The organism is Mycolicibacterium iranicum, from assembly GCF_002101705.1.
GTDB classification, from domain to species: domain Bacteria; phylum Actinomycetota; class Actinomycetes; order Mycobacteriales; family Mycobacteriaceae; genus Mycobacterium; species Mycobacterium iranicum.
The window spans coordinates 134,802-155,211 of sequence record NZ_LQPC01000054.1; the positions used below are offsets into that span (position 1 = coordinate 134,802).

Genomic DNA, 20,410 nt, shown 5'->3' on the forward strand with positions numbered 1-20,410 from the left:
CAGCCTCGAGTTCGGGGAGGCTACTGCGAGGAGCCGGGGTCGGACGACCCAGTTTCCCCAGACGACGAGCCCACTGACGAGCCGGGATCCGTGCTATCGGCATCCTTGTCGTCCTCGTCGTCCTTGGCCGCGACCGAGTCCGCTTTGTCGGCGTCCTCGGCGGCCTCAGCTTCATCCTCGTCCGACTTGGATGCCTCGGCGTCCTCGTCGGCGTCTTCCTCGTTCTTGCTCGCCTTGGTCGTCCGGCTGTGCGAATCGCCGGCGTCGCTGTCGGATTCGGCGGCATCCTTGGTGCCCTTGACATCCGCATCGTCCTCGACCTCCGTCGAGACCGCGTCGGCGGCCTCAGGAGCGACGGCCGCGTCGTCAGCCTCAGGAGCGGCGGCGTTGGCGACCGCGGCCTCCGGTACGGCGGCCGAACGGGCGGCGAAGGTGGCCGTGGCGACGGTGTCATTGCGGCTATAGCCCGCGTCGATCTTCGCCTTCAAGCTGGCTTCCTGAGACTTCAGGAACGGAAGTAACTGGACTAACGGCAGCGTCTTGGCTTTGACCAGGTAGGTCGTCGTAACCCCACCCAAGTCGTTGGTCTCGGTGGACAGCACCCTCGCCACATTTGGGTCCTCGTAATTGGCGAACATCATCGGCACGTGGACGAAGATGCCGCCTGCGATGGCGTTCGCGACCGCGAGGAAGTTCCACCACCTGTCCGGCAAGTCAGCCGCGCCGTCGTATTCACCGGTGACGACGTCGATGTCATAGGCTGTGGCAGGAGCCGGCCGGTACGTGTAGTCGTACTGCGGGTTGTACTTGCTGGAACCGCTGAGCAGCTTCTGGCGGCTGGAGTCGGCGACCAAGATGAACTTGACCTGGCTCTTGGTAGGCGCGTTGGGATCGCTGGCCAATTCCCGCATGAAGTCGTTGACCACCAGCGATCCGGCCGAGAACCCGACAACAGTGAACTGTTCACCGGCCTCTAGGCGTGCGAGGGCATCGTCGAAGTGGTCACTAAGGCTGGCAATGCCCTGAGTGATCGACTGCCCCAGCGTGTTACCCGTTCCTGGGCGCTTGGCCTGGGCGGGCCACTCGACTCCGTCCAGAATGTCGTTTTCGCGTGCCAGCTTTCCGCCGAGCAGCGGCGCAATGACCACCTCGTGCATGTCAGGCGTTCCCAGACCACCGACTGCGACGGCCGTTGTCACGGCCGATGCTCCCGTCGACGTCGTCATGGCCAACGCCGCCGAAGCAAAGGCCGCACCACACGCGACCCCGGCTTTTCGAATGCTTCTGCGCATCTCAAATCTCCCCGATTAGTAGCAGTGAAGCGACTCGCCAACTTGGCGTGACAGAAGCATATTGCGCCAGTGTCAAACTTTGCGCAGCAAAATAGACGTATTTCCAATCAACGCAAAGTTAGCAAAAGGTAGTTATATTGCTGTTATTGCTCGTTTATGTAATCTCTACAGGGGTAGAGAACGGTAATATTGAGAGACGTCAAAGCTAACTAATGACCGTCTATCGCGACAGTTATCCCAGTTAGATTGCTAAGGGTCTATTGAATTGCTCATCGCTGGGGCTTGCTTTTCACCGTAATAACAAATTTGTAACTCTGGGCCTCGCGTTTAGCCCTCGACCTGTTCATTGCTGTTGCCAGCAGCGGTGGCGCTAATAATTTTTGTTGGTCTGTACCATCCCTAGCAGCACACCCTTTACGGTGGGGATCCGGGGAGTGAACTTTGGAAGCGCGAGACCGCCCGTCGGCTACAACGTGATCGGTGGGCCCGCGCCTCAGAACTGACTCGCCGGTAAGATTGACGGGCGTCAAGGGCAAACGCCTCAGCACCCCCGGCCGCATGCCCGCATCGGGGTCGGGCGACCGGCCGATATCCTTCCCGAATGGCATCCAACGCAGCTGGACTCACCGGGAAAGTCGCTTTCATCACCGGCGGAGCCTCGGGGATCGGTGCGGCGTTGTCGGGCAAGCTGACCGGGGCCGGGGCGCAGGTGTGGATCGCCGACCGCCAAATCCACGTCGCCGACGAGCTGGCACAACGATTGCGCGCCAAGGGCGCCACCACGCATGCGGTGGAGCTCGACGTCCGCGATCCCGAGGCGTTCGAACGGGCCGTCGGGGAGACCGTGCGGTCAACGGGCCGGATCGACTATCTGTTCAACAATGCCGGTATCGGGATCGGCGGTGAAGTCGACAGCCTCACCCTCGACGACTGGACCGACATCATCGACGTCAACCTTCGAGGTGTCATCCACGGCGTGCAGTCGGCCTACCCGGTGATGATCCGGCAGGGCAGCGGCCACATCGTCAACACCGCCTCGATGGCAGGCCTGATCACCACTACCGCGCAGGCGGGTTACACCGCGACCAAGCATGCCGTCGTCGCGCTGTCGAAGGCGATGCGGGTGGAGGCCGCCACCCACGGCGTCCGGGTCTCCGTGCTGTGTCCCGGGGTCGTGCGCACGCCCATCCTCACCGGAGGCGAATACGGCAGGAACAAGAGCGTCAGCCGGGAGAATCAGCTCAAGCTGGGGGAGGCGCTACGCCCCATGGATGCCGACGTGTTCGCGGAGAAAGCCTTGCGCGGCGTTCTGCGCAACGAGGCCATCATCGTCATCCCGCGGTGGTGGAAAGCCCTGTGGTACCTCGAGCGGCTGTCACCGGCCCTGTCGATGCGCACCGCGGGCATCGCACTGAAGCGCACCCGGGAAGTCCAGTCAGCCGTACCGCTTCAATAGTTTGCGCTCCTTGCGTGGACTCATTGCCGCCAAGCGCACATCGCCGTCGTAGTGAGCGAGGACCCGCGGGTCCATCACTCGACGCCACAGCGGAGGAAACAGCGCCAGAAGCACCATCGTGGCGTAGCCGGACGGAAGTTGCGGGGCTTCGTCTGCATGGCACAGCGCCTGATAGCGCCGCTGCGGGTTGGCGTGGTGATCCGAATGCCGCTGCAGGTGGAAGAGGAACACGTTGGAGATGACGGAGTTGCTGTTCCAGCTGTGCGAGGCACGCACCTGTTCGTAGTTGCCGTCGGCTCGTCGTTGTCGCCGAAGTCCGTAGTGCTCAAGGTAATTGATGGACTCCAGAAGGCAGATGCCGACGACGGCCTGCCCGATGAGCCACGGCAGAATGTCCCATCCGAACGCCGTCAGCAACACCGCGAACAGAACGGCGGTCATCGACCAGGAGTTCAGGATGTCGTTGTGCAGGCTCCACACCCGCTTGTGATGGCAGCTCAGGCGCCGCCGTTCGATTCGCCATGCCGACCGGAGGCTTCCGAGAAACGAACGGAACTGGAAGGCGTAGAGGCTCTCCCCGAGCCGTGAACTCGCGGGGTCCTCCGGGGTGGCGACGCGGGCGTGGTGGCCGCGATTGTGTTCGACGTAGAAATGCCCGTACCCGGTTTGCGCGAGCGCGACCTTGCTCAGCCACCGCTCCGACTGGGCGCGCTGATGTCCCAGTTCGTGGGCGGTGTTGATGGCGACGCCGGCGATGCCGCCGACGGTGAGCATGAGCCCGAGCTTGTCGGGTTCGCTCATCGGAATGCCGCTACGGCCGCTCCACAGCCAGCAGGCCAACACCAGCGACAGATACTGCGCGGGCAGGTAGATGTAGGTCGCCCAACGGTAGTAGCGATCGTTCTCCAGCCAGGCGAGTGCACTGTCGGGCGGGTTATCCGAATCAGGGCCGACGAGGTAGTCCAGCGCCGGGATCACCAGGAACATCAGCACCGGACCCGACCACCAGAACACGCTCCAGCCGGTGAGCCCCGCCGAGAGGGCGGACATGGGCACCAGCGTCGGCACCACCAGGCCGAGCAGCCAGACGTAGCGCTTTCTGTCTCGCCAGGGCCGAGAGACCTCAGGCGACTGGCCGCCACCCCTCAAGGCACGCTGCAGAGTCGGCATCAATCGACGTCTCCCCCTCTCGGCCCGACGATCCCCCGATCATCGCAGTCGTAAGCGACTTTATGGTAACGCCGTCATACCATTGAGGCACGGCGCGGGCAATCGTGTGAGCGAACTTCTCGCGAATCGTGACAGACCAGTTCAAGATCGGCCAAGCAGCGCTGGGCGGCTGCTCAGACCCGATTAGGGCGTCCTCAGACGGCGTTGCGGTTGCCCAGTCTGCAGCAAAGTGCGGATTTCGTATCAGCGGGACGCCAGGCTGACCCGGGGAACCACCGATTCGCCGGTCGTGTTGCGCCGCACGATGTCTTCCAGAGATCTCGTCTCGTCGATCGCTTTCATCCCCTGAGGCGAGAACGTGGCAGGACCGTAGATGCCCGTCGCCAGGAGTGGGTTGGTGAGGGCCTGGGAGAACGCATCCACGGCGACCATTGTCGTCATCAGCGGCGGCAGCGTGCTGCCGGTGCGGACGTCCTCGGCGAAGAGTCCCGGGAAGAACTCGACGTTGTCGATGTCGCCGTAGCAGGCCTTGAGCGCGTCACGGACCGGTTGCTTCGACGTCAGGTCGTCGATGCTGCGGAGCCGCGGTAGCCCGCATCTCTCGCGATAAGCGTTGAACGACGCGAGCTGGGTCCGTCGAGCCACGTACATCGACGTCTGCTCGATGTCGAGCATCGACGGGTCGGTGTTGAGCAGATCGATGGTGCCACAAGGCTGTGTAGAGGCCTCGTCGAAAAGGAAGGCCACATCGTGGGTGGTCAGCGGGCTGGTGTCCCATGTCAGGCCGGCGAACTGTTTGGCTTCACCGCCGACCGTGACGACCGAGGGCACCAGGCTGTGCCAGCGGTAGAGCAGGTTGAACTCGACCGACATCCAGTTCTGCCGGTACCAGCGCTCGCTCGCACCGATCCCCGGTTCCATGTACAGCGGGAACTTGATGGGCGTGATGTGGTTGATGTAGTCCTCGATCACGATCTTGATGAGCAGCGCGATCATCGTGTTGCGTGTCGTCTCGAAGATGCGATTGCTGTCCCACTTGTTGTGCCTGCGGATCTCCCTGGCGATGCGGTTGTGCTCACGAATGAAGACGGTGCTCATCATGGCGAGGCCGTAATGCATGTTGCCGCGCGGGAGTCCGAGCGCGAAGAGGCGGCGTTTGGTGGCGTCGGGGAGCGTCGTCGTGGTCCTCGCCTTGGAGTCGTCGAGACTCTCGAGAACCATCGGCAGATCTCGGAAGCATTGTTTGACGTTGCCGTCGTCGTCGTAGTACAGCGGCGGGAATTCGCGGCCGTCGGCATCGATCGACGTCTTCAGCAGACCGAATTCCGCTCGCAGCGCCTGCGTCTCGACGTCCTTCTGACCGTAGAGCTGGCTGAGGTCGATGTCGTGGGTGGAGGTGTTCTTGCGCGGGTCCCGGGGGTCGGTTCGCAGGAATCCGTCCACGAACCACTGGGCGAAGAACGGAAACAGCAGTGTCGACCTGTCGGACAGCGTCCGCGCACCTTCCGGTCTCCCGAACAGCGCCTCGACGCAGGCCATGTCGGGCTTGGTGTCTGGCGCGAAGTCGTTGTCGCCTCTGAGATGCCGGGCGCTGAACGTGCGATCGTTGAGGGTGTCCCAGCTCGTGTATGAGGCTTTCGTGCTCAGCGCGGGCGGACGGGTTTCCATCGTGTAGATCGAAGTGTTGATCAGGAACCGGTTGACCCGTGAGTTCACCTTCGGTATCCGCCGCAGGAGAAGCCAGATCCACGAGCCATGCGTGGTCAGCAGCACCCGGACGCCCCGCTTGAAGCCGTTCTTCCGCCAATACCCCCCGTACATGAGCGTCAATATACGTCGCCCAAGGAACTGTTGTCGCTGGTGAAGCGTACTTTCTTAGGACAACATCTTCGCGATCGCCGCCGCGAGTTCCGGCGAGGCGGAACTTCCGAGGTTCTGGTAGTTGCCGCCGGTGATCTGCGCGACGGACTCCCAGGTGGCGCGGTCGGAATCGTCACCGAAGTCGATGATGTTGACGGCCACCGGCCGATCGGCTGTGAACGCGCCCCTGATGTAGTCCTGGAGACCCGCTGCGCCCAGCGACTGGTCGGTGTGCGGTCCCGTGGTGATCACCAGCACCGAGTTCTTCTGTCCCTCACGGAATTTCGACGTGGCGTCGCCGTAGACCAGCCGCAGTGTGGTGAAGGACACGGCGCCTCCGTTCGATGCTGTCTGCCCGTCGAGTTCGGCGATCAGCGCGTCTTTGCGCGGCGTGCCGTTGACCGGTTCGGACAGCGGCCCGCCCGCCACCTCTGACCGTCCCGCGACGCCGTCGAATGTCCACAGCCCCACCCCGGCGTCGGGTGGCAACACCTGGATGCGCGCCTTGAGCGCATCGGTGACGTTGGCCAGCCGGGTGGCACCACCCTCGTCTGCCGGCATCGACTGGTCGAGCATGACGGTCACCGTCGGGCTCTCGGCGGGGGCAGTCAGCGTATCGGCAATGGTGGTCCGGACCCGGTTGTCGCCGACATTGAGGGGGGCGGATACGGGAGCGAAGTCGACCACGTCGCTGGCGGGCGGCTCGACGCCCTCGACCCGGAAGCCCGCCTTCGCGAGCTCGCCGAGATGCTCGGGTTTGCGCAGGATTCGCGCGAATTCGCTTGCGGCGGTGACCTGTTCCTGCGAGAGCCAGTCGCCGGACAGAAGCACCGTCGGGAAGTCGGCCATCGCGGTCGGCCCGGGTGGCAGCCACGCCGCCAGCTTGCCGTTCACGTCGGGCGACGACGCGGCGCGCTGGAAGACCCGCTGCTCGGTCGTGACGACGGCGTGGACGGGCGCTTCGGCGGGGTTGGCGGCGTCGACGAGCGCGTCGAGGGCGGTGTTCGCGTCGGCGTCGGGCAGTTCCGGAATCCCGGACATCAGCGTGCTCACTGCGCCCAGTCCCGCATTCGCCGGTTGTCCCTGCGGAGCCGACGCCGATGCGACGGCTTCGGCGGCCAGGTAGGACGCGTCGCTGTCACCGTCGAGCGGCAGCGCCAGCCGCAGCCCGCCCCAGCCCTGCAGTCCGAGATTGTCCAGAGATGCCTGATCGGTCTGCAACTCGGGCAGAGTGCCCCAATTCTGCTCGCCGAGAGCATCTTTGAGCTGGGGCGCCACGGCGAGTACCACAGGGGAGGTAACCAGGGATCGGCTGTCGCTGACGGATTCAGGACCCTTGGCGGCTTCGAGGCGGGCTTCCGACACCGAACTGGCCGGGATCCACAGCGCGGGTCGTTCGCCGAGATCGGTGGGCCAGGAGTCTTTCAAGCCGTTGACCACCCGGTCGGAATCGGCAGGTTTGACACCGACCTTCACGCAGCGGTCGCCGACGGGATCCGCGGTCTGGTTGTACTGCTCGGCGAGCGCGGAAATGGGCTCGGCGATGGCTGGATCGGCGACGATGGCGACGGCGAGCTCCCCGTCGACACAACGCGCGGCCGCTGCGTCGGACCGGTTGGACAACGAGTCGCCGATGAACCGCCACAGGATGACGACGGCGACCACGACGACGACGGCCACCAACGCGACGACAATGCTCACGCTGACGCCGCGGCGTCCCGGCGTCACCGCCCGGTGAGTGCCCGTCCACTCGCCGTTGTCCCAGCTGCGTTGGGGGCCGGTGCGCGGCCCGGGGCCGCCAACCGAGAATTTGGTTGTGCTCTCGTCATCGCCGAAATCACTTGTCGACGCGTCGAATTGATCGCCCGAATCCGTGCCGAACCCGATGCGTTCGGTTTGTGGTTCGTCTGGCCTGCGTTCGCTGGACTCGTCGGGATCCGGGAGGCTATGTCTGCCCATGCCGTTCTAAGCCTCGCTCGATTGACCGGTCAGTGCTGTTCGTGCGTCAGCCAACGGTACTAGCCGCTTTGAACTCCCGGCGCTGGCGGTGCAGGATCGGCTCGGTGTAGCCGTTGGGCTGTGCACCGCCGTCGAGGATCAGTTCCTGGGCCGCCTGGAAAGCGATGCTGCCCTCGGGGTCCGGCGCCATCGGCCTGAAGTCGGGGTCCTTGGCGTTCTGCTCGTCGACCACCGCGGCCATCCGGCGCAGGCTGGCTTTCACGTCCTCTTCGGTGATCACACCGTGACGCAGCCAGTTGGCGAGCAGCTGGCTGGAGATCCGCAGCGTCGCCCGGTCTTCCATGAGGGCGACGTTGTGGATGTCGGGCACCTTCGAACAGCCCACGCCGGCATCGATCCAGCGCACCACGTACCCGAGGATCGACTGGCAGTTGTTGTCGACCTCCTCACGGATCTCTTCCGGCGCCCACGCCAGCTCCTTGGCCAGCGGGATGTGGAGCAGGTCGTCCACCGAGGAGCGACGCTTGCCCGCGAGTTCTTTCTGCACCTCGAAGACGTCGACCTGGTGGTAGTGCATCGCATGCAGCGTCGCAGCCGTCGGCGACGGCACCCACGCCGTGGTGGCGCCGGCCTTGGGCTGCCCGATCTTCTGCTCGACCATGTCGGCCATGAGGTCGGTCATCGCCCACATGCCCTTGCCGATCTGCGCCTTACCGGACAGCCCGGTCTCCAGACCGATGTCGACGTTCTGATTCTCGTAGGCAGTGATCCAGTCGGTGGACTTCATCGCACCCTTGCGGATCATCGGGCCGGCTTCGATCGAGGTGTGGATCTCGTCGCCGGTGCGGTCGAGGAAGCCGGTGTTGATGAACACGACGCGGTCGGCGGCGGCCTTGATGCAGGCCTTGAGGTTGAGCGTGGTGCGCCGCTCCTCGTCCATGATGCCGACCTTGATCGTGTTCTGCGGCAATCCCAGCACGTCCTCGACCCGACTGAACAGCTCACAGGTGAATGCGACCTCGTCGGGGCCATGCATCTTGGGCTTCACGATGTAGATCGAGCCGGTTCGGCTGTTGACCAGCGGACCGTTCTTGGTGTCACCGTCGCCGTCGGACTTCAGCCCGTGGATGCCGATCAGGCTGGTGAACAGTGCGTCCTGGATGCCCTCGGGAACTTCTGGGCCGTCCTCGCCGTCGGCGTCGAACACGATCGCGTCATTGGTCATCAGGTGTCCGACGTTGCGGACGAACAGCAGGCTGCGGCCCGGCAGCGTCACCTCGGCCTCGCCGTCGGGCCCGGTGTAGGTGCGGTCCTGCGAGAGCACCCGGGTGAACGTCTTGCCGCCCTTGCTGACCTCTTCGGCCAGGTCGCCGCGGTTGAGACCCAGCCAGTTGCGGTAACCGAGCACCTTGTCGTCGGCGTCGACCGCGGCGACCGAATCCTCGAAATCCATGATCGTGGTGATCGCCGATTCGAGCACGACGTCCTTGATGCCGGCCTTGTCGGTGGAACCGATGGGGGAGTCGGCGTCGATCAGGATCTCGATGTGCAGGCCGTTGTTGGCCAGCAGCACCGCTGTCGGTGCGTCGGGCTCACCGAGGTATCCCACGAACTGAGCGGGGTCGGCCAGTGCGGGCGCCAGCGCACCGTCTTCGACTTTCACTCCGTCGATGTCGGCCCACGAACCGTCGGCCAGCGGGACAGCACCGTCGAGGAAATCGCGGGCGTAGGCGATGACTTTGTCGCCGCGAACCTTGTTGTACGAGGAGCCCGCCTCGGCGCCTCCTTCGTCGGAGATGACGTCGGTGCCGTAGAGCGCGTCGTAGAGCGAACCCCAGCGGGCGTTGGCGGCGTTGAGCGCGAACCGCGCGTTGAGGATGGGCACGACCAGCTGCGGTCCGGCGGTGCTGGTGATCTCGTCGTCGACACCTGCGGTGGTGACGCTGAATTCGCCGGGCTCGGGCTCGAGGTAGCCGATGTCTTCCAGGAACTGCTTGTAGTCGGCCGGTTCGAACCCGCCGATCACCCGGGCCCGATGCCACTTGTCGATCTGGGCCTGCAGGTCGTCGCGGCGGCGGAGCAGATCCTGGTTCTTCGGGGTCAGGTCCGCGACGACCTTGTCGACGCCGGACCAGAAGGTGTCGGGGTCGATGTCGGTGCCGGGCAGCGCCTCGTTGTTGATGAAGTCGTACAGCACGGGGGCGACGCGCAGGTTACCCACCGTCACGCGATCAGTCATGATTCCTCCCTCGCTCGCACGCGCGCCCGCGCCATGCTGTTGCCGTGATCTTGCTTGTCAACGGTTCAGCTTACCCACCGGTAACAGCTGCTATTCGCCGGTGGCGGCGTCCCGCAGCGTTGCGCACCGTTCCAGGAGCCGGGCTCGAAGCGGAGCCGCGCGCCGGCTGATCACTTCCTGGGCGTGTGCGTATTCACGCCTCCCACCGGGCGTTTCGACAGCTATCGGACTGAATCCGTAGTCGCTGAGATCGTACGGGCTGGCCCTCATGTCGAGCACGCGCGCGTCAGCGGCCAGCTCGAGACAGTCCAGCACCAACCCCGATTCGATCAGCGGGCCCAGCTTGAACGCCCACTTGTAGAGATCCATGCCGGCGTGGACGCAACCGGGTTGTTCGGAGCTCTGCTGCGTCTGCCGGGTCAGCGACTGCGAGTTGCGCTCGGCGGCCGGGGGGGTGAAGAAGCGGTAGGCGTCGAAGTGGCTGCAGCGCAACGGCATCGACTCGACCACGGCGTCGGTGCCCGAAGGTCCGAGGCGCAGGGGAACCTGGGTGTGGCGCACGCTGGGAGCGCGGTAGACCATCGCCCATTCGTGCAGCCCGAAGCAGTTGTAGCGGGCCGGTCTCGACGCCGTCGCGCTCAGCAGGTCGGCGATGAAGATCACAGTGCCCAGCCGCGCGGCGAGATATTGCGCACCCACGGTGACGCCGTCGGCGGTTCGTACGTATCCCGTGCGCTGCAGGTAGGCGTCGGCGCCCGGCCCTCCGAGCGTGACGCCCCACCCCGGGTGCCAGACGCGGAGCTGGCGCGGCCGCAGGCTGTAGTAGGTGAACAGGAAGTCGAAGACGGGGTGGGGTTCGCCTGTCCGCCGGCGCTGGACGTGGGGCGCGAGGAGTTCGTCGGCGCGCCGGCGGTGGGCTTGGGCGAGGGCCTCCCACCGCTCAGACACCGCGGCGGGCCGCGAATTGGGCACCGCGGCGGGCCGCGAATTGGGCACCGCGGCGGGCCGCGAATCAGACACCGCGGCGGGCCGCGAATCAGACACCGCGGCGGGCCGCGAATCACACACGGTGCGTGCTGTCGCGGACGGTGCCCACGAGGTCCTCGACGAGGTCTTCGAGCGCGACCATCGCGGTCGCGGTGCCGTCTGCGTCGGTCACCAGGGCAAGGTGACTGTTGGTGCGGCGTAGCCGGGTCAGGGCATCGGGCAGCGGCAGTGAGGCCGGGACCCGCGGCAGGGGCCGCACCATGGAGGTTTCGATGACGGCGTCGCTACCGGAATCGCGGTTGACCAGCGGCAGTACATCCTTGATGTGCAGGTAACCGATGTACGTCCCACTTTGGTCCGCGACCGGGAAACGCGAGTAACCCGTCTCCCGCAGCGCTTCTTCGAGCGCGGCGACGGTCGGTCCGGCGCCGTCGTGGACGACCGGAACGGCGCGGATCTGGCGCAGGGGCATCGCGACGTCGGCGACGACCCGGTTGCGGATCTGCAGCGCCCGCGTCAGCCGGGTGTGCTCTTCGGGGTCGAGCAGGCCTTCTGACAGCGATTCGGCGATCATCTCGGACAACTCGACAGTCGACACGGTGACATCGAGTTCGTCCTTGGGTTGGACGCCGAACGTCCGCAGCGTCGCGTTCGCGCACCAGTTGTAGAAGGCGATGAAGGGGCGCGCGATCCGGATGTAGACCAGGTAGACGGGGATCAGCAGCATCGCCGTCGATTCCGGCCCTGCGATGGCGATGTTCTTGGGAACCATCTCGCCGAGCAGCACGTGCAGCGTCACGACGATGGTCAGCGCCACCAGGAACGACACCGTGTGCAGGAGCGCGTCGGGGATCCCGACGAGGTCGAAGGGCTTCTCGAGGAGATGCGCCACCGCAGGTTCGGCGACACGTCCGAGCAGGATCGAGCACACCGTGATGCCCAGTTGGGAGCCGGCCAGCATCAGCGACAGGTTCTCGCCCGCCTGGATGACGGTGACCGCGCTGGACTTGCCCTGTTCGGCCAGCGCTTCGAGGCGGTCACGGCGCGCGGAGATCAGCGCGAACTCGGAGGCGACGAAGAACGCGTTGGCCCCGAGTAGGACGAACGTGAGGAGAAAACCGAAGATGTCACCCATGAGGTTCGTCACCCTTGCGGCCCAGTTCGGTCAGTCGCAGCTGATCGATGCGACGGCCGTCCATCTTGACGACGGTCGCCAGCCAGCGCACCGGGTCCTCGATCGGTCCGTCGGGATCGAACGCGGTCAGCTCCACCGTCTCGCCTTCTTCGGGGATGTGTCCGAGCTTCTCCAGGACTAGGCCCCCGATCGTCTCGTAATCGCCTTCGGGCGCCCGGAATTCGGTGCCTTCGGCGACTTCGTCGATGCGCAGCAGTCCGGACACCTGCCAGCCCTGACCTGCCGCGACGACGTCGGGCGGTTCGACGTCGTGCTCATCACGCACGTCGCCGACGATCTCCTCGATCAGGTCTTCCACGGTGACCATGCCCGCGGTGCCGCCGTATTCGTCGACGACCAGCGCCGTCTGCAGACCGTTGGCGCGCACCTCGGTCATCACGGCGTCGCCGTCGAGCGTCGAGGGCACCTTCGTCACCGGTTGCACCAGGTCCCCGAGTCTGGTCGTCGCCCGTGCGGCGGCGGGCACCTCGAAAACCTGTTTGACGTGCACCATTCCGATCGTCTCATCGAGATCGCCGCGGATGACGGGGAACCGGGAGTGGCCGGTGCTGATCGCGGCTTCACTGAGATCGACGACGGTGTCGTCGGCTTCGAGGGTGTCGATCTTGGAGCGGGGCGTCATCAATTCTTCGGCAGTGCGGTCACCGAATTGCAGCGACCTGTCCACCAGGACGGCGGTGACGGGGTCCAGCGAGCCGCTCTCTGCCGATGAGCGCACGAGCGACACGAGTTCCTGCGGTGACCGGGCCGAGCGCAGTTCCTCCGCGGGTTCGATGCCGAGCCTGCGCAGGATCCAGTTGGCGGTGCCGTTGGTGAATTTGATCAGCGGGTTGAACGCGAACGAGAACATCAGCTGCAGCGGGGCAGACCACCGCGCCGTCGGCACGGGCCGCGCGACCGCCAAGTTCTTCGGTACGAGCTCGCCGAACACCATGGACAGGGAGGTGGCGATCAGTATCGCCAGGGCCAGCGAGAGACCGCCGGCGAAACGCTCGGGGATCTTCAGGGCCGTCAGGCCGGGATGGATCAGACGTGCGACGACGGGTTCGGCGAGGAAACCGGTGGCCAGCGTCGTGATCGAGATGCCGACCTGCGCGCCGGAGAGCTGTGTCGACAGTGTGCGATGGGCGCGCCGCACCATGACGTCGCGGCGGTCTCCGTTGCGGACGTTGGATTCGACCGTGCTGCGTTCCAGCGCGGTCAGCGAGAACTCGGCGGCGACGAACACCGCGGTGCCCGCGGTGAGCAGGACGATCGCCAGCAGCGACAGCAATGACATTCCGACGCTCATGGGTTTGCCACCCGGAGGACGTCTCGCGTGGTGGAGCCGGGTCGGGGGCCCGGCCACCTAGGGGACGGCTCTGCCTCGCAGGGTTGGGGGTCAGACCGCTCACCGGCGATGGCCGGTTCGGATGGGTCTCCATCCTGTGCCTGAGGCACCTGGTCCCTTTCGTCGACAGTGGCGTCACGCGCAGTTTTCCCTGCGCGGAACCTCTTGATTGTCAACACATGCTAGCGGAATTCGAACATTCGATCGCCAATCGAATGCTTAGCCTAACCAAATTCGCCGGAGTGGTACTTTCGTGCGCAACACAGGCAAAGAAAGGGGGCCCTAATGAAGGTGTCGTTCACCCGGTGGGCGGGAGCGTTCGCGACGGTGGCCGCGGCGCTGGCCCTCACCTCGTGCGGGTCGGAAAATCAGACGGACAGCGAGGACAAGCTCGTCGTGTACTCGGGCCGCAGCGAGGAACTGGTCAAGCCGCTGATCGAGCAGTTCAGCGCCGAGACCGGCATCGAGGTCGAGACCCGCTATGCGGGGTCGGGTGAACTGGCCGCCCAGTTGCTGACCGAAGGTGACAAGTCTCCGGCGGACGTGTTTCTGTCGCAGGACGCCGGTGCGCTGGGCGCGGTCTCGAAAGCGGGCCTGCTCGCACCCATCGATGCCGAAACCATCGCGGCGGTTCCCGAGCAGTACTCGGCCGCCGACGGCACGTGGGTCGGCGTGTCCGGACGGGCACGCGTCATCGTCTACAACCCGACGCTGGCGCCCACCCCGCCCGACACGATCGACGGCCTGCTGGCCCCGGAATGGAGGGGCAAGATCGGCTTCGCCCCCAGCAACGCGTCGTGGCAATCCTTCGTCACCGGTCTGCGGGTGGTGCGCGGGGAGGACGGGGCCGAGCAATGGCTGCGCGCGTTCAAGGCGCAGGATCCGAAGGCGTTCGAGAACAATGTCGCGGTTCGCGACGCCGTGGACTCCGGCCAGATCCCGCTCGGCCTGGTCAACCACTACTACCTCTACGAATTGATCAACTCGAAGGGGCCGGACGCCGTCGTGGCAAGAAACCAGTTCATGGCGCCCGGGGATCCCGGCGGGCTGGTCAACGTCGCCGGCGTCGGCGTACTGAAGGCCGCGCCGGACCCGGAGAAGGCTCAGCAGTTCGCCGCGTACCTGGTCGGAGAGTCGGCACAGAAGTACTTCGCGACCGAGACCGCCGAGTATCCGCTCGCGGCGGGGGTTGCGCCGTCGGCGGAGATGCCGCCGCTGGCCGACCTGCAGCCACCTGCTGTGGATCTCTCGCAGCTCGACGACATCGAGGCCACCCAGGAACTGCTGGTCAAAACCGGCCTGCTGACCAACTGACCCCGGTGACCGGCGCCGTCCGGCTGGCCCGTCGACGCCCGCCCGCACTGCTTGTGCTCCCGGCTGTGCTGGTCGCCGCGTGCACCCTGGTGCCGCTGGTCTACCTGGCCGAACGGGCACTGGAACGCGGCTGGTCGTTTGTGGTCGACGAGATCTTTCAGCCGCGCACCGCAGCGCTGGTGGGTCGTTCGCTGGTGCTCGTCACCACCGTCACGGCCGCCTGTGTCGTCCTGGGCGTCGGGCTGGCGATCCTGTGTACGCGCACCACGCTCAGAGGTAGGCGCGGACTCGCCGTGGCACTGACGCTTCCGCTGGCCATGCCTAGCTATCTGCTGGCCTACCTGTGGGTTTCGGCCTTCCCCGCGGTCGCCGGCTTCTGGGGCGCCACACTGGTCCTGACACTGGTCAGCTACCCCTTGGTGCTGCTCACGACGATGGCGGCGCTGGCGCGCGTGGATCCCGCCCAAGAAGAGGTGGCCCGGTCTCTGGGGCTCGGCGGCTGGGCTGTGCTGTTCCGGGTGACGCTGCGACAGGCGCGCGCGGCGATCGCGGCCGGCGCGCTGCTGGTTGCCCTGTATGTGCTCAGTGACTTCGGCGCGGTGGCAGCCATGCGGTACGAGGCGTTCACGTGGGTGATCTACGGTGCGTACCGGTCAGGATTCAACCCGTCGCGAGCCGCGGTCCTGTCGCTGGTGCTGATGGTGTTCGCGGTCGCGTTGGTGGTGGCCGAGCATCGAGCCCGTGGGCTGGCCGCCGCGTCCCGAATCGGGTCGGGTTCGCCACGGCCGGCACCGCTCAACCGTCTCGGCCGGTGGAGCTGGGCCGCGCTGCTGGCTCCGGCGACTGTGCTGGGTGCCGCACTGGTTGTGCCGGGCATCGAGCTCACAGATTGGCTCCTTGCCGCCGGCCCGCGCTGGGATATCGCAGAATGGCTTGCCGCACTGGGCAACACGTTCTGGTTGTCGGCGGCTGCGGCGGTGGCGTCCACAACTGCGGCGCTGCCGCTGGGAGTTCTGGCAGCCCGGCATCGCGATCGCGCCACCAAGGCTTTGGAAGGGGCGAGCTATGTGGCGCACGGCCTGCCCGCCATCGTCATCGCCATCTCCATGGTGTCTCTCGGAGTGCTCCTGCTCCGGCCGATCTACCAGCGTGAGCCGCTGCTGATCCTGGCCTATACGGTGCTGTTCGTGCCCATGGCCATCGGTTCGATCCGCGCCGCGGTGGAATCCGCCCCCATCCGACTCGAGGAGGTGGCCCGGTCTCTCGGGCGGGCTCCGGTGCGCGCATTTGCGACGGTCACCGCTCGCGTGGCACTTCCCGGTATCGCGGCAGGCGCGGCGCTGGTGCTGCTGACGTGCATGAAGGAGCTGCCGGTGACGCTGCTGTTGCATCCCACCGGCACCGACACGCTCGCCACCCGGCTCTGGGGGTACAGCTCGATCAGCGACTATGCGGCATCAGCGCCATACGCGGTGGCACTCCTGTTGTTCGCGGCGGTGCCCACCGCCGTACTCGGCATATGGAGCACGAGTTCTGTTGAGGTGCGCAGTGATTGAGCTTCCCGCAGCCTCTGTCGCCGCGCGCGGTGTCGGCAAGTCATTCGGCGAGCGCCGGGTCCTTTCCGGAATCGACCTCGATGTGCCTGCGGGGTCGATCACCGCGGTGCTAGGGCCGTCAGGCTGTGGCAAGACCACGCTGCTGCGAATCCTGGCAGGATTCGAGGACCCCGACACCGGAACGGTGTCCATCGCCGGTGACACGGTGGCCGGATCCGGCCTCACCGTTCCGGTGCATCGCCGCCGAGTCGGGTTGATGCCACAGGAGGGGGCGTTGTTCCCGCACCTGAGCGTCGGGGAGAACGTGGCTTTCGGGCTGAATCGAACCACGCGGAGAAGTCCCAACGGCGAGGTCAAGCAGTGGCTGGAGGTCGTCGGACTCGACGGTCTGGCCGACGCGCGCCCGCACGAGATCTCGGGTGGCCAGCAACAGCGGGTCGCCCTGGCGCGCGCTCTCGCGGCCCGACCGCGAGTGCTCCTGCTCGACGAGCCGTTCGCCGCGCTCGATGCCGGGCTGCGCACCCGCGTCCGCGAGGACATCGCCACGATTTTGCGCGAGGCGGGCACCACCGCGATCCTGGTCACCCATGATCAGTCCGAGGCGCTGTCGCTTGCCGATTCTGTGGCGTTGCTGATCGGCGGCGTCATCGCCCAGCATGCCGCTCCCGCAGATCTTTTCAACTGCCCGTCCACCCTGACCAATGCCCGATTCATCGGCAGCACAGTGGAGCTCGGTGGAATCGCCAGATCCGGGATCGTGCACACCGCGCTCGGAGCGCTTCGCGCCCGGTTGCCGGTCGCCGACGGGCCCGCTGTGGCGGTGCTGCGACCGGAGCAGTTGCGGCTCGGATCAGCGGGGGTGCCCGCGCTGGTGACGGCCTGCCGGTTCTACGGCGCCGACACGGTCGTGCACGTGCGAGTGGAGGACGGGACGGCCCTGCAGCTGCGCAGCCCGGGCCGAACGGATCTGGTGGCGGGCCAGTCGGTCACCGTCGAGGTCTACGACCGCGACGACGAGGGCGTTCTGGTCTACCCGTCACCAACCGGTGGGCAGCGGGTGCCCCTCGGCGAAGCCAGCGGCTGACTGCACCCCGAGCACCACCTTCTCGTGCAGTTCGGGCAATGTGGCTGCGCCGACGTAGGTGCATGTGCTGCGGACGCCGGAGGTGATGTGGTCGATCAGATCCTCGACACCGCCACGCACGGGGTCGAGCCCCATCCGCGAGGTCGAGATGCCCTCCTCGAAAAGCCCCTTGCGGGCCCGGTCGAAGGCGCTGTCGGAGGCGGTACGCGCAGCGACTGCGCGTTTGGACGCCATGCCGTAGCTCTCCTTATAGGGCTGGCCGTCCCGATCGTGCATCAGATCACCGGGGGACTCGTAGGTGCCCGCAAACCACGAGCCGATCATCACGTTCGACGCGCCCGCAGCGAGCGCCAACGCCACGTCGCGCGGATGACGGACACCGCCGTCCGCCCAGACATGCCCTCCGACTTCCTTTGCCGCAGCTGAACATTCGACCACGGCGGAGAACTGCGGACGGCCGACTCCGGTCATCATCCTCGTGGTACACATGGCGCCGGGGCCGACGCCGACCTTCACGATGGTGGCGCCGGCATTGATCAGATCGCGCGTGCCTTGCGCCGAGACCACATTGCCCGCGGCCAGCGGAAGGCCGAGATCGAGCGCTGCAACCGCCTCGATGGCGTCGAGCATCTTCTGCTGATGTCCGTGCGCGGTGTCGATGACGAGCAGGTCGGCACCTGCCTCGGCGAGGTCGCGGGCCTTGGCCGCCACGTCGCCGTTGATGCCGACCGCCGTCGCGATCCTCAGCCGCCCGTTCGCGTCGACCGCCGGGGTGTAGATGCCCGCTCGGATGGTGCCGGTGCGCGTCAGAACCCCGGCTAGCGATCCGTCGGCCTCGGTGAGCACGGCGATGGCACCGCCGTCTTTAGGGGCGTGGTCGAGTAGATCGAAGACCTTGCGGGGTTCGGTCCCGACCGGCGCGGTGACGAAATCGGCGATCGCCACGTCACGGACCCTGGTGAAGCGGTCCACTCCGCGGCAGGACTCCTCGGTGACCAGGCCGACGGGCCGATTGTCAGACAGGACGACCGCGGCACCGTGAGCGCGTTTGTGGATCAGCGCAGTGGCGTCGGAGACCGAGTCGTCGGGGGAGAGGGTGACGGGGGTGTCGACGACGGTGTCGCGGCTCTTGACGAAGTCCACCGTGTGCTGGACTGCGGACAGCGGAAGGTCTTGCGGCAGAACGACGATTCCGCCGCGGCGGGCTACTGTCTCGGCCATTCGGCGGCCTGCCACCGCGGTCATGTTGGCGACGACCACCGGAATGGTGGTGCCCGACCCGTCGACGGTGGACAAGTTCACGTCGAAGCGTGACGGCAGGTCGGAGCGCCCCGGCACGATGAACACATCGTTGTAGGTCAGATCGAAGGGCGGCCGGTGGCCATTCAGAAACTTCACGGCCTCGAGTCTAGTGGCGCCGAAATTTCGCCGAGCAGACACAAACTCGCATGCCCGTGCACTCAATCGTGCGAGTTTGCGTCTTGTCGCGCGCTGCGTCGCTACGCTTCGACCTCGCTGCGGTCGCCGCTCCAGAGGGTGTGGAAACGCTTGGCGGGGTCACTGTCGATTCGCCCGTAGGTGTGGGCACCGAAGAAGTCTCGAAGACCCTGCGTCAGAGCCGCGGGCAGGCGCTCGGTGCGCAGACCGTCGTAGTAGGACAGCGCCGAGGAGAATCCGGGGATCGGGATGCCCAACTCGGTGGCCGTGACCACGACTCGGCGCCAGCTGTCGATCGCCGCTTCGATGGCGTCGCGGAAGTACGGGTCTACGATCAGCGTCGGCAGGTCCGGATTGTTGTCGAACGCCTCGGTGATCCGGTTGAGGAACTTCGCCCGGATGATGCAGCCCCCGCGCCAGATCCTCGCCATGTCGCCGGGCTTGATGTCCCAGCTGTACTCGTTCGAACCGGCCTGGATCTGGTTGAAGCCCTGCGCATACGCGATAATCTTCGACGCATACAGCGCCTGCCGAATGTCTTCGGTGAATTGCGCTGCATCGCTTGGCTTTTCGCCGAGATCACCGGATGCCAGGCCGGTCGTGGCCTTGCGCTGAGCCACCGAGCCCGACAGGGCACGGGCGAACACGGCCTCGGCGATGCCGGTGACGGGCACGCCCAGATCCAGAGCAGATTTGACGGTCCAGCGGCCGGTGCCCTTCTGCTCGGCCTCGTCGAGAATCAGGTCGACGAGCGGCTTGCCGGTCTTGGCGTCGGTCTGGCGCAGCACCTCGGCGGTGATCTCGATGAGGAAGCTGTCGAGGTCGCCTTTGTTCCACTCGGCGAAGACGTCGGCAATCTCGGGCGCGGTCTTGCCGAGGCCGTCGCGCAGCAGCTGGTAGGCCTCGCCGATGAGCTGCATGTCCGAGTACTCGATGCCGTTGTGCACCATCTTCACGAAGTGCCCGGCGCCGTCCGGGCCGATATGGGTGCAGCAGGGCACGCCGTCGACGTGCGCCGAAATCTCTTCAAGCAGCGGGCCGAGCGATTCGTAGGACTCGGCAGGGCCGCCCGGCATGATGGATGGGCCTTTGAGTGCACCTTCTTCGCCGCCGGAGATGCCGGCGCCGACGAAATGCAGGCCGCGTTCGCGGATCGCCTTCTCCCGGCGGATGGTGTCGGTGTAGAGCGCGTTGCCGCCGTCGATGATGATGTCGCCCTCTTCCATGGCGTCGGCGAGCTCGTCGATCACCGCATCCGTCGGGTCACCGGCTTTGACCATGATGATGACGCGACGCGGCTTCTCCAGCGCGTCGAGGAATTCGGCGATCGTCTCACTGCGCACGAACTTTCCCTCGGAACCGTGCTCGGCGAGCAGCGCGTCGGTCTTGGCGATCGACCGATTGTGCAGGGCCACCGTGTATCCGTGGCTGGCGAAGTTCCGCGCGAGGTTGGACCCCATGACGGCAAGGCCTGTCACGCCGATCTGGGCGGTACCCGTGGTCGAACTCATAGACGAAATCCCTTCGATTT

Annotated in this window: 14 protein-coding genes; 4 read left to right on the plus strand and 10 right to left on the minus strand. The window is 66.0% G+C overall.

Annotated features, from left to right (window positions below):
• Nucleotides 1-20: 20 nt before the first annotated feature.
• Nucleotides 21-1,292, minus strand: coding sequence for a PE-PPE domain-containing protein (locus AWC12_RS26555; protein WP_085177999.1), 1,272 nt, complete (start codon nucleotides 1,290-1,292; stop codon nucleotides 21-23).
• A gap of 601 nt (nucleotides 1,293-1,893) precedes the next feature.
• On the opposite strand from AWC12_RS26555, the gene AWC12_RS26560 reads away from it, so the two are divergent.
• A complete protein-coding gene (locus AWC12_RS26560) occupies nucleotides 1,894-2,748 on the plus strand; it encodes an SDR family NAD(P)-dependent oxidoreductase (protein ID WP_085178000.1) in 855 nt (284 codons plus the stop codon).
• On the opposite strand, the gene AWC12_RS26565 is transcribed toward AWC12_RS26560, so the two are convergent.
• The 7 genes from AWC12_RS26565 to AWC12_RS26595 form a co-directional block, all read right to left on the minus strand.
• On the minus strand, nucleotides 2,728-3,918 hold the full coding sequence (locus AWC12_RS26565) for an alkane 1-monooxygenase (RefSeq protein ID WP_085178001.1): 1,191 nt from the start codon (nucleotides 3,916-3,918) through the stop codon (nucleotides 2,728-2,730). The two genes, AWC12_RS26560 and AWC12_RS26565, sit on opposite strands and share 21 nt — an antisense overlap.
• Before the next feature lie 243 nt (nucleotides 3,919-4,161).
• Nucleotides 4,162-5,739, minus strand: a complete 1,578-nt coding sequence (locus tag AWC12_RS26570) for a peroxidase family protein (RefSeq protein ID WP_085178002.1) — start codon at nucleotides 5,737-5,739, stop codon at nucleotides 4,162-4,164.
• Between the two features lie 54 nt (nucleotides 5,740-5,793).
• Nucleotides 5,794-7,737, minus strand: a complete 1,944-nt coding sequence (locus AWC12_RS26575) for a vWA domain-containing protein (protein ID WP_085178003.1) — start codon at nucleotides 7,735-7,737, stop codon at nucleotides 5,794-5,796.
• Between the two features lie 46 nt (nucleotides 7,738-7,783).
• On the minus strand, nucleotides 7,784-9,976 hold the full coding sequence (locus AWC12_RS26580; protein WP_085178004.1) for a malate synthase G: 2,193 nt from the start codon (nucleotides 9,974-9,976) through the stop codon (nucleotides 7,784-7,786).
• 90 nt (nucleotides 9,977-10,066) lie between these two features.
• Nucleotides 10,067-10,948: a 3-methyladenine DNA glycosylase gene (locus tag AWC12_RS26585; RefSeq protein WP_085178005.1), complete on the minus strand. Its 882-nt coding sequence runs from the start codon at nucleotides 10,946-10,948 to the stop codon at nucleotides 10,067-10,069.
• Between the two features lie 88 nt (nucleotides 10,949-11,036).
• The gene (locus AWC12_RS26590) at nucleotides 11,037-12,098 is read right to left on the minus strand and encodes a hemolysin family protein (protein WP_085178051.1); all 1,062 of its coding nucleotides are present in this window, start codon (nucleotides 12,096-12,098) and stop codon (nucleotides 11,037-11,039) included.
• Nucleotides 12,091-13,449: a hemolysin family protein gene (locus AWC12_RS26595; RefSeq protein ID WP_085178006.1), complete on the minus strand. Its 1,359-nt coding sequence runs from the start codon at nucleotides 13,447-13,449 to the stop codon at nucleotides 12,091-12,093. The genes AWC12_RS26590 and AWC12_RS26595 overlap by 8 nt, the downstream gene beginning before the upstream one ends.
• Nucleotides 13,450-13,773: 324 nt before the next feature.
• Between AWC12_RS26595 and AWC12_RS26600 the strand changes: the two genes are divergently transcribed.
• From AWC12_RS26600 to AWC12_RS26610, 3 genes are read left to right on the plus strand one after another with little or no spacing between them, the layout of a single operon-like run.
• Complete coding sequence (locus AWC12_RS26600; protein WP_085178007.1) at nucleotides 13,774-14,802, plus strand: iron ABC transporter substrate-binding protein; 1,029 nt, start codon at nucleotides 13,774-13,776, stop codon at nucleotides 14,800-14,802.
• A gap of 5 nt (nucleotides 14,803-14,807) precedes the next feature.
• Nucleotides 14,808-16,358: an ABC transporter permease gene (locus tag AWC12_RS26605; protein ID WP_412098618.1), complete on the plus strand. Its 1,551-nt coding sequence runs from the start codon at nucleotides 14,808-14,810 to the stop codon at nucleotides 16,356-16,358.
• The gene (locus tag AWC12_RS26610; RefSeq protein ID WP_234814168.1) at nucleotides 16,351-17,442 is read left to right on the plus strand and encodes an ABC transporter ATP-binding protein; all 1,092 of its coding nucleotides are present in this window, start codon (nucleotides 16,351-16,353) and stop codon (nucleotides 17,440-17,442) included. Before AWC12_RS26605 ends, AWC12_RS26610 begins: the two co-directional genes overlap by 8 nt.
• On the opposite strand, the gene AWC12_RS26615 is transcribed toward AWC12_RS26610, so the two are convergent.
• Both AWC12_RS26615 and gndA read right to left on the minus strand, forming a co-directional pair.
• The gene (locus tag AWC12_RS26615) at nucleotides 17,395-18,840 is read right to left on the minus strand and encodes a GuaB1 family IMP dehydrogenase-related protein (RefSeq protein ID WP_085178008.1); all 1,446 of its coding nucleotides are present in this window, start codon (nucleotides 18,838-18,840) and stop codon (nucleotides 17,395-17,397) included. The genes AWC12_RS26610 and AWC12_RS26615 overlap by 48 nt on opposite strands.
• A gap of 101 nt (nucleotides 18,841-18,941) precedes the next feature.
• A complete protein-coding gene (gene gndA, locus AWC12_RS26620; RefSeq protein ID WP_085178009.1) occupies nucleotides 18,942-20,390 on the minus strand; it encodes an NADP-dependent phosphogluconate dehydrogenase in 1,449 nt (482 codons plus the stop codon).
• Nucleotides 20,391-20,410: the final 20 nt, after the last annotated feature.

What these genes read in the sequence shown, in the direction of transcription:
- gndA (WP_085178009.1), bottom strand. Translation starts at nt 20,390, where the DNA reads ATGAGTTCGACCACGGGTACCGCCCAGATCGGCGTGACAGGCCTTGCC.
- AWC12_RS26560 (WP_085178000.1), top strand. Translation starts at nt 1,894, where the DNA reads ATGGCATCCAACGCAGCTGGACTCACCGGGAAAGTCGCTTTCATCACC.
- AWC12_RS26555 (WP_085177999.1), bottom strand. Translation starts at nt 1,292, where the DNA reads ATGCGCAGAAGCATTCGAAAAGCCGGGGTCGCGTGTGGTGCGGCCTTT.
- AWC12_RS26580 (WP_085178004.1), bottom strand. Translation starts at nt 9,976, where the DNA reads ATGACTGATCGCGTGACGGTGGGTAACCTGCGCGTCGCCCCCGTGCTG.
- AWC12_RS26590 (WP_085178051.1), bottom strand. Translation starts at nt 12,098, where the DNA reads ATGGGTGACATCTTCGGTTTTCTCCTCACGTTCGTCCTACTCGGGGCC.
- AWC12_RS26570 (WP_085178002.1), bottom strand. Translation starts at nt 5,739, where the DNA reads ATGTACGGGGGGTATTGGCGGAAGAACGGCTTCAAGCGGGGCGTCCGG.
- AWC12_RS26600 (WP_085178007.1), top strand. Translation starts at nt 13,774, where the DNA reads ATGAAGGTGTCGTTCACCCGGTGGGCGGGAGCGTTCGCGACGGTGGCC.
- AWC12_RS26595 (WP_085178006.1), bottom strand. Translation starts at nt 13,449, where the DNA reads ATGAGCGTCGGAATGTCATTGCTGTCGCTGCTGGCGATCGTCCTGCTC.
- AWC12_RS26575 (WP_085178003.1), bottom strand. Translation starts at nt 7,737, where the DNA reads ATGGGCAGACATAGCCTCCCGGATCCCGACGAGTCCAGCGAACGCAGG.
- AWC12_RS26565 (WP_085178001.1), bottom strand. Translation starts at nt 3,918, where the DNA reads ATGCCGACTCTGCAGCGTGCCTTGAGGGGTGGCGGCCAGTCGCCTGAG.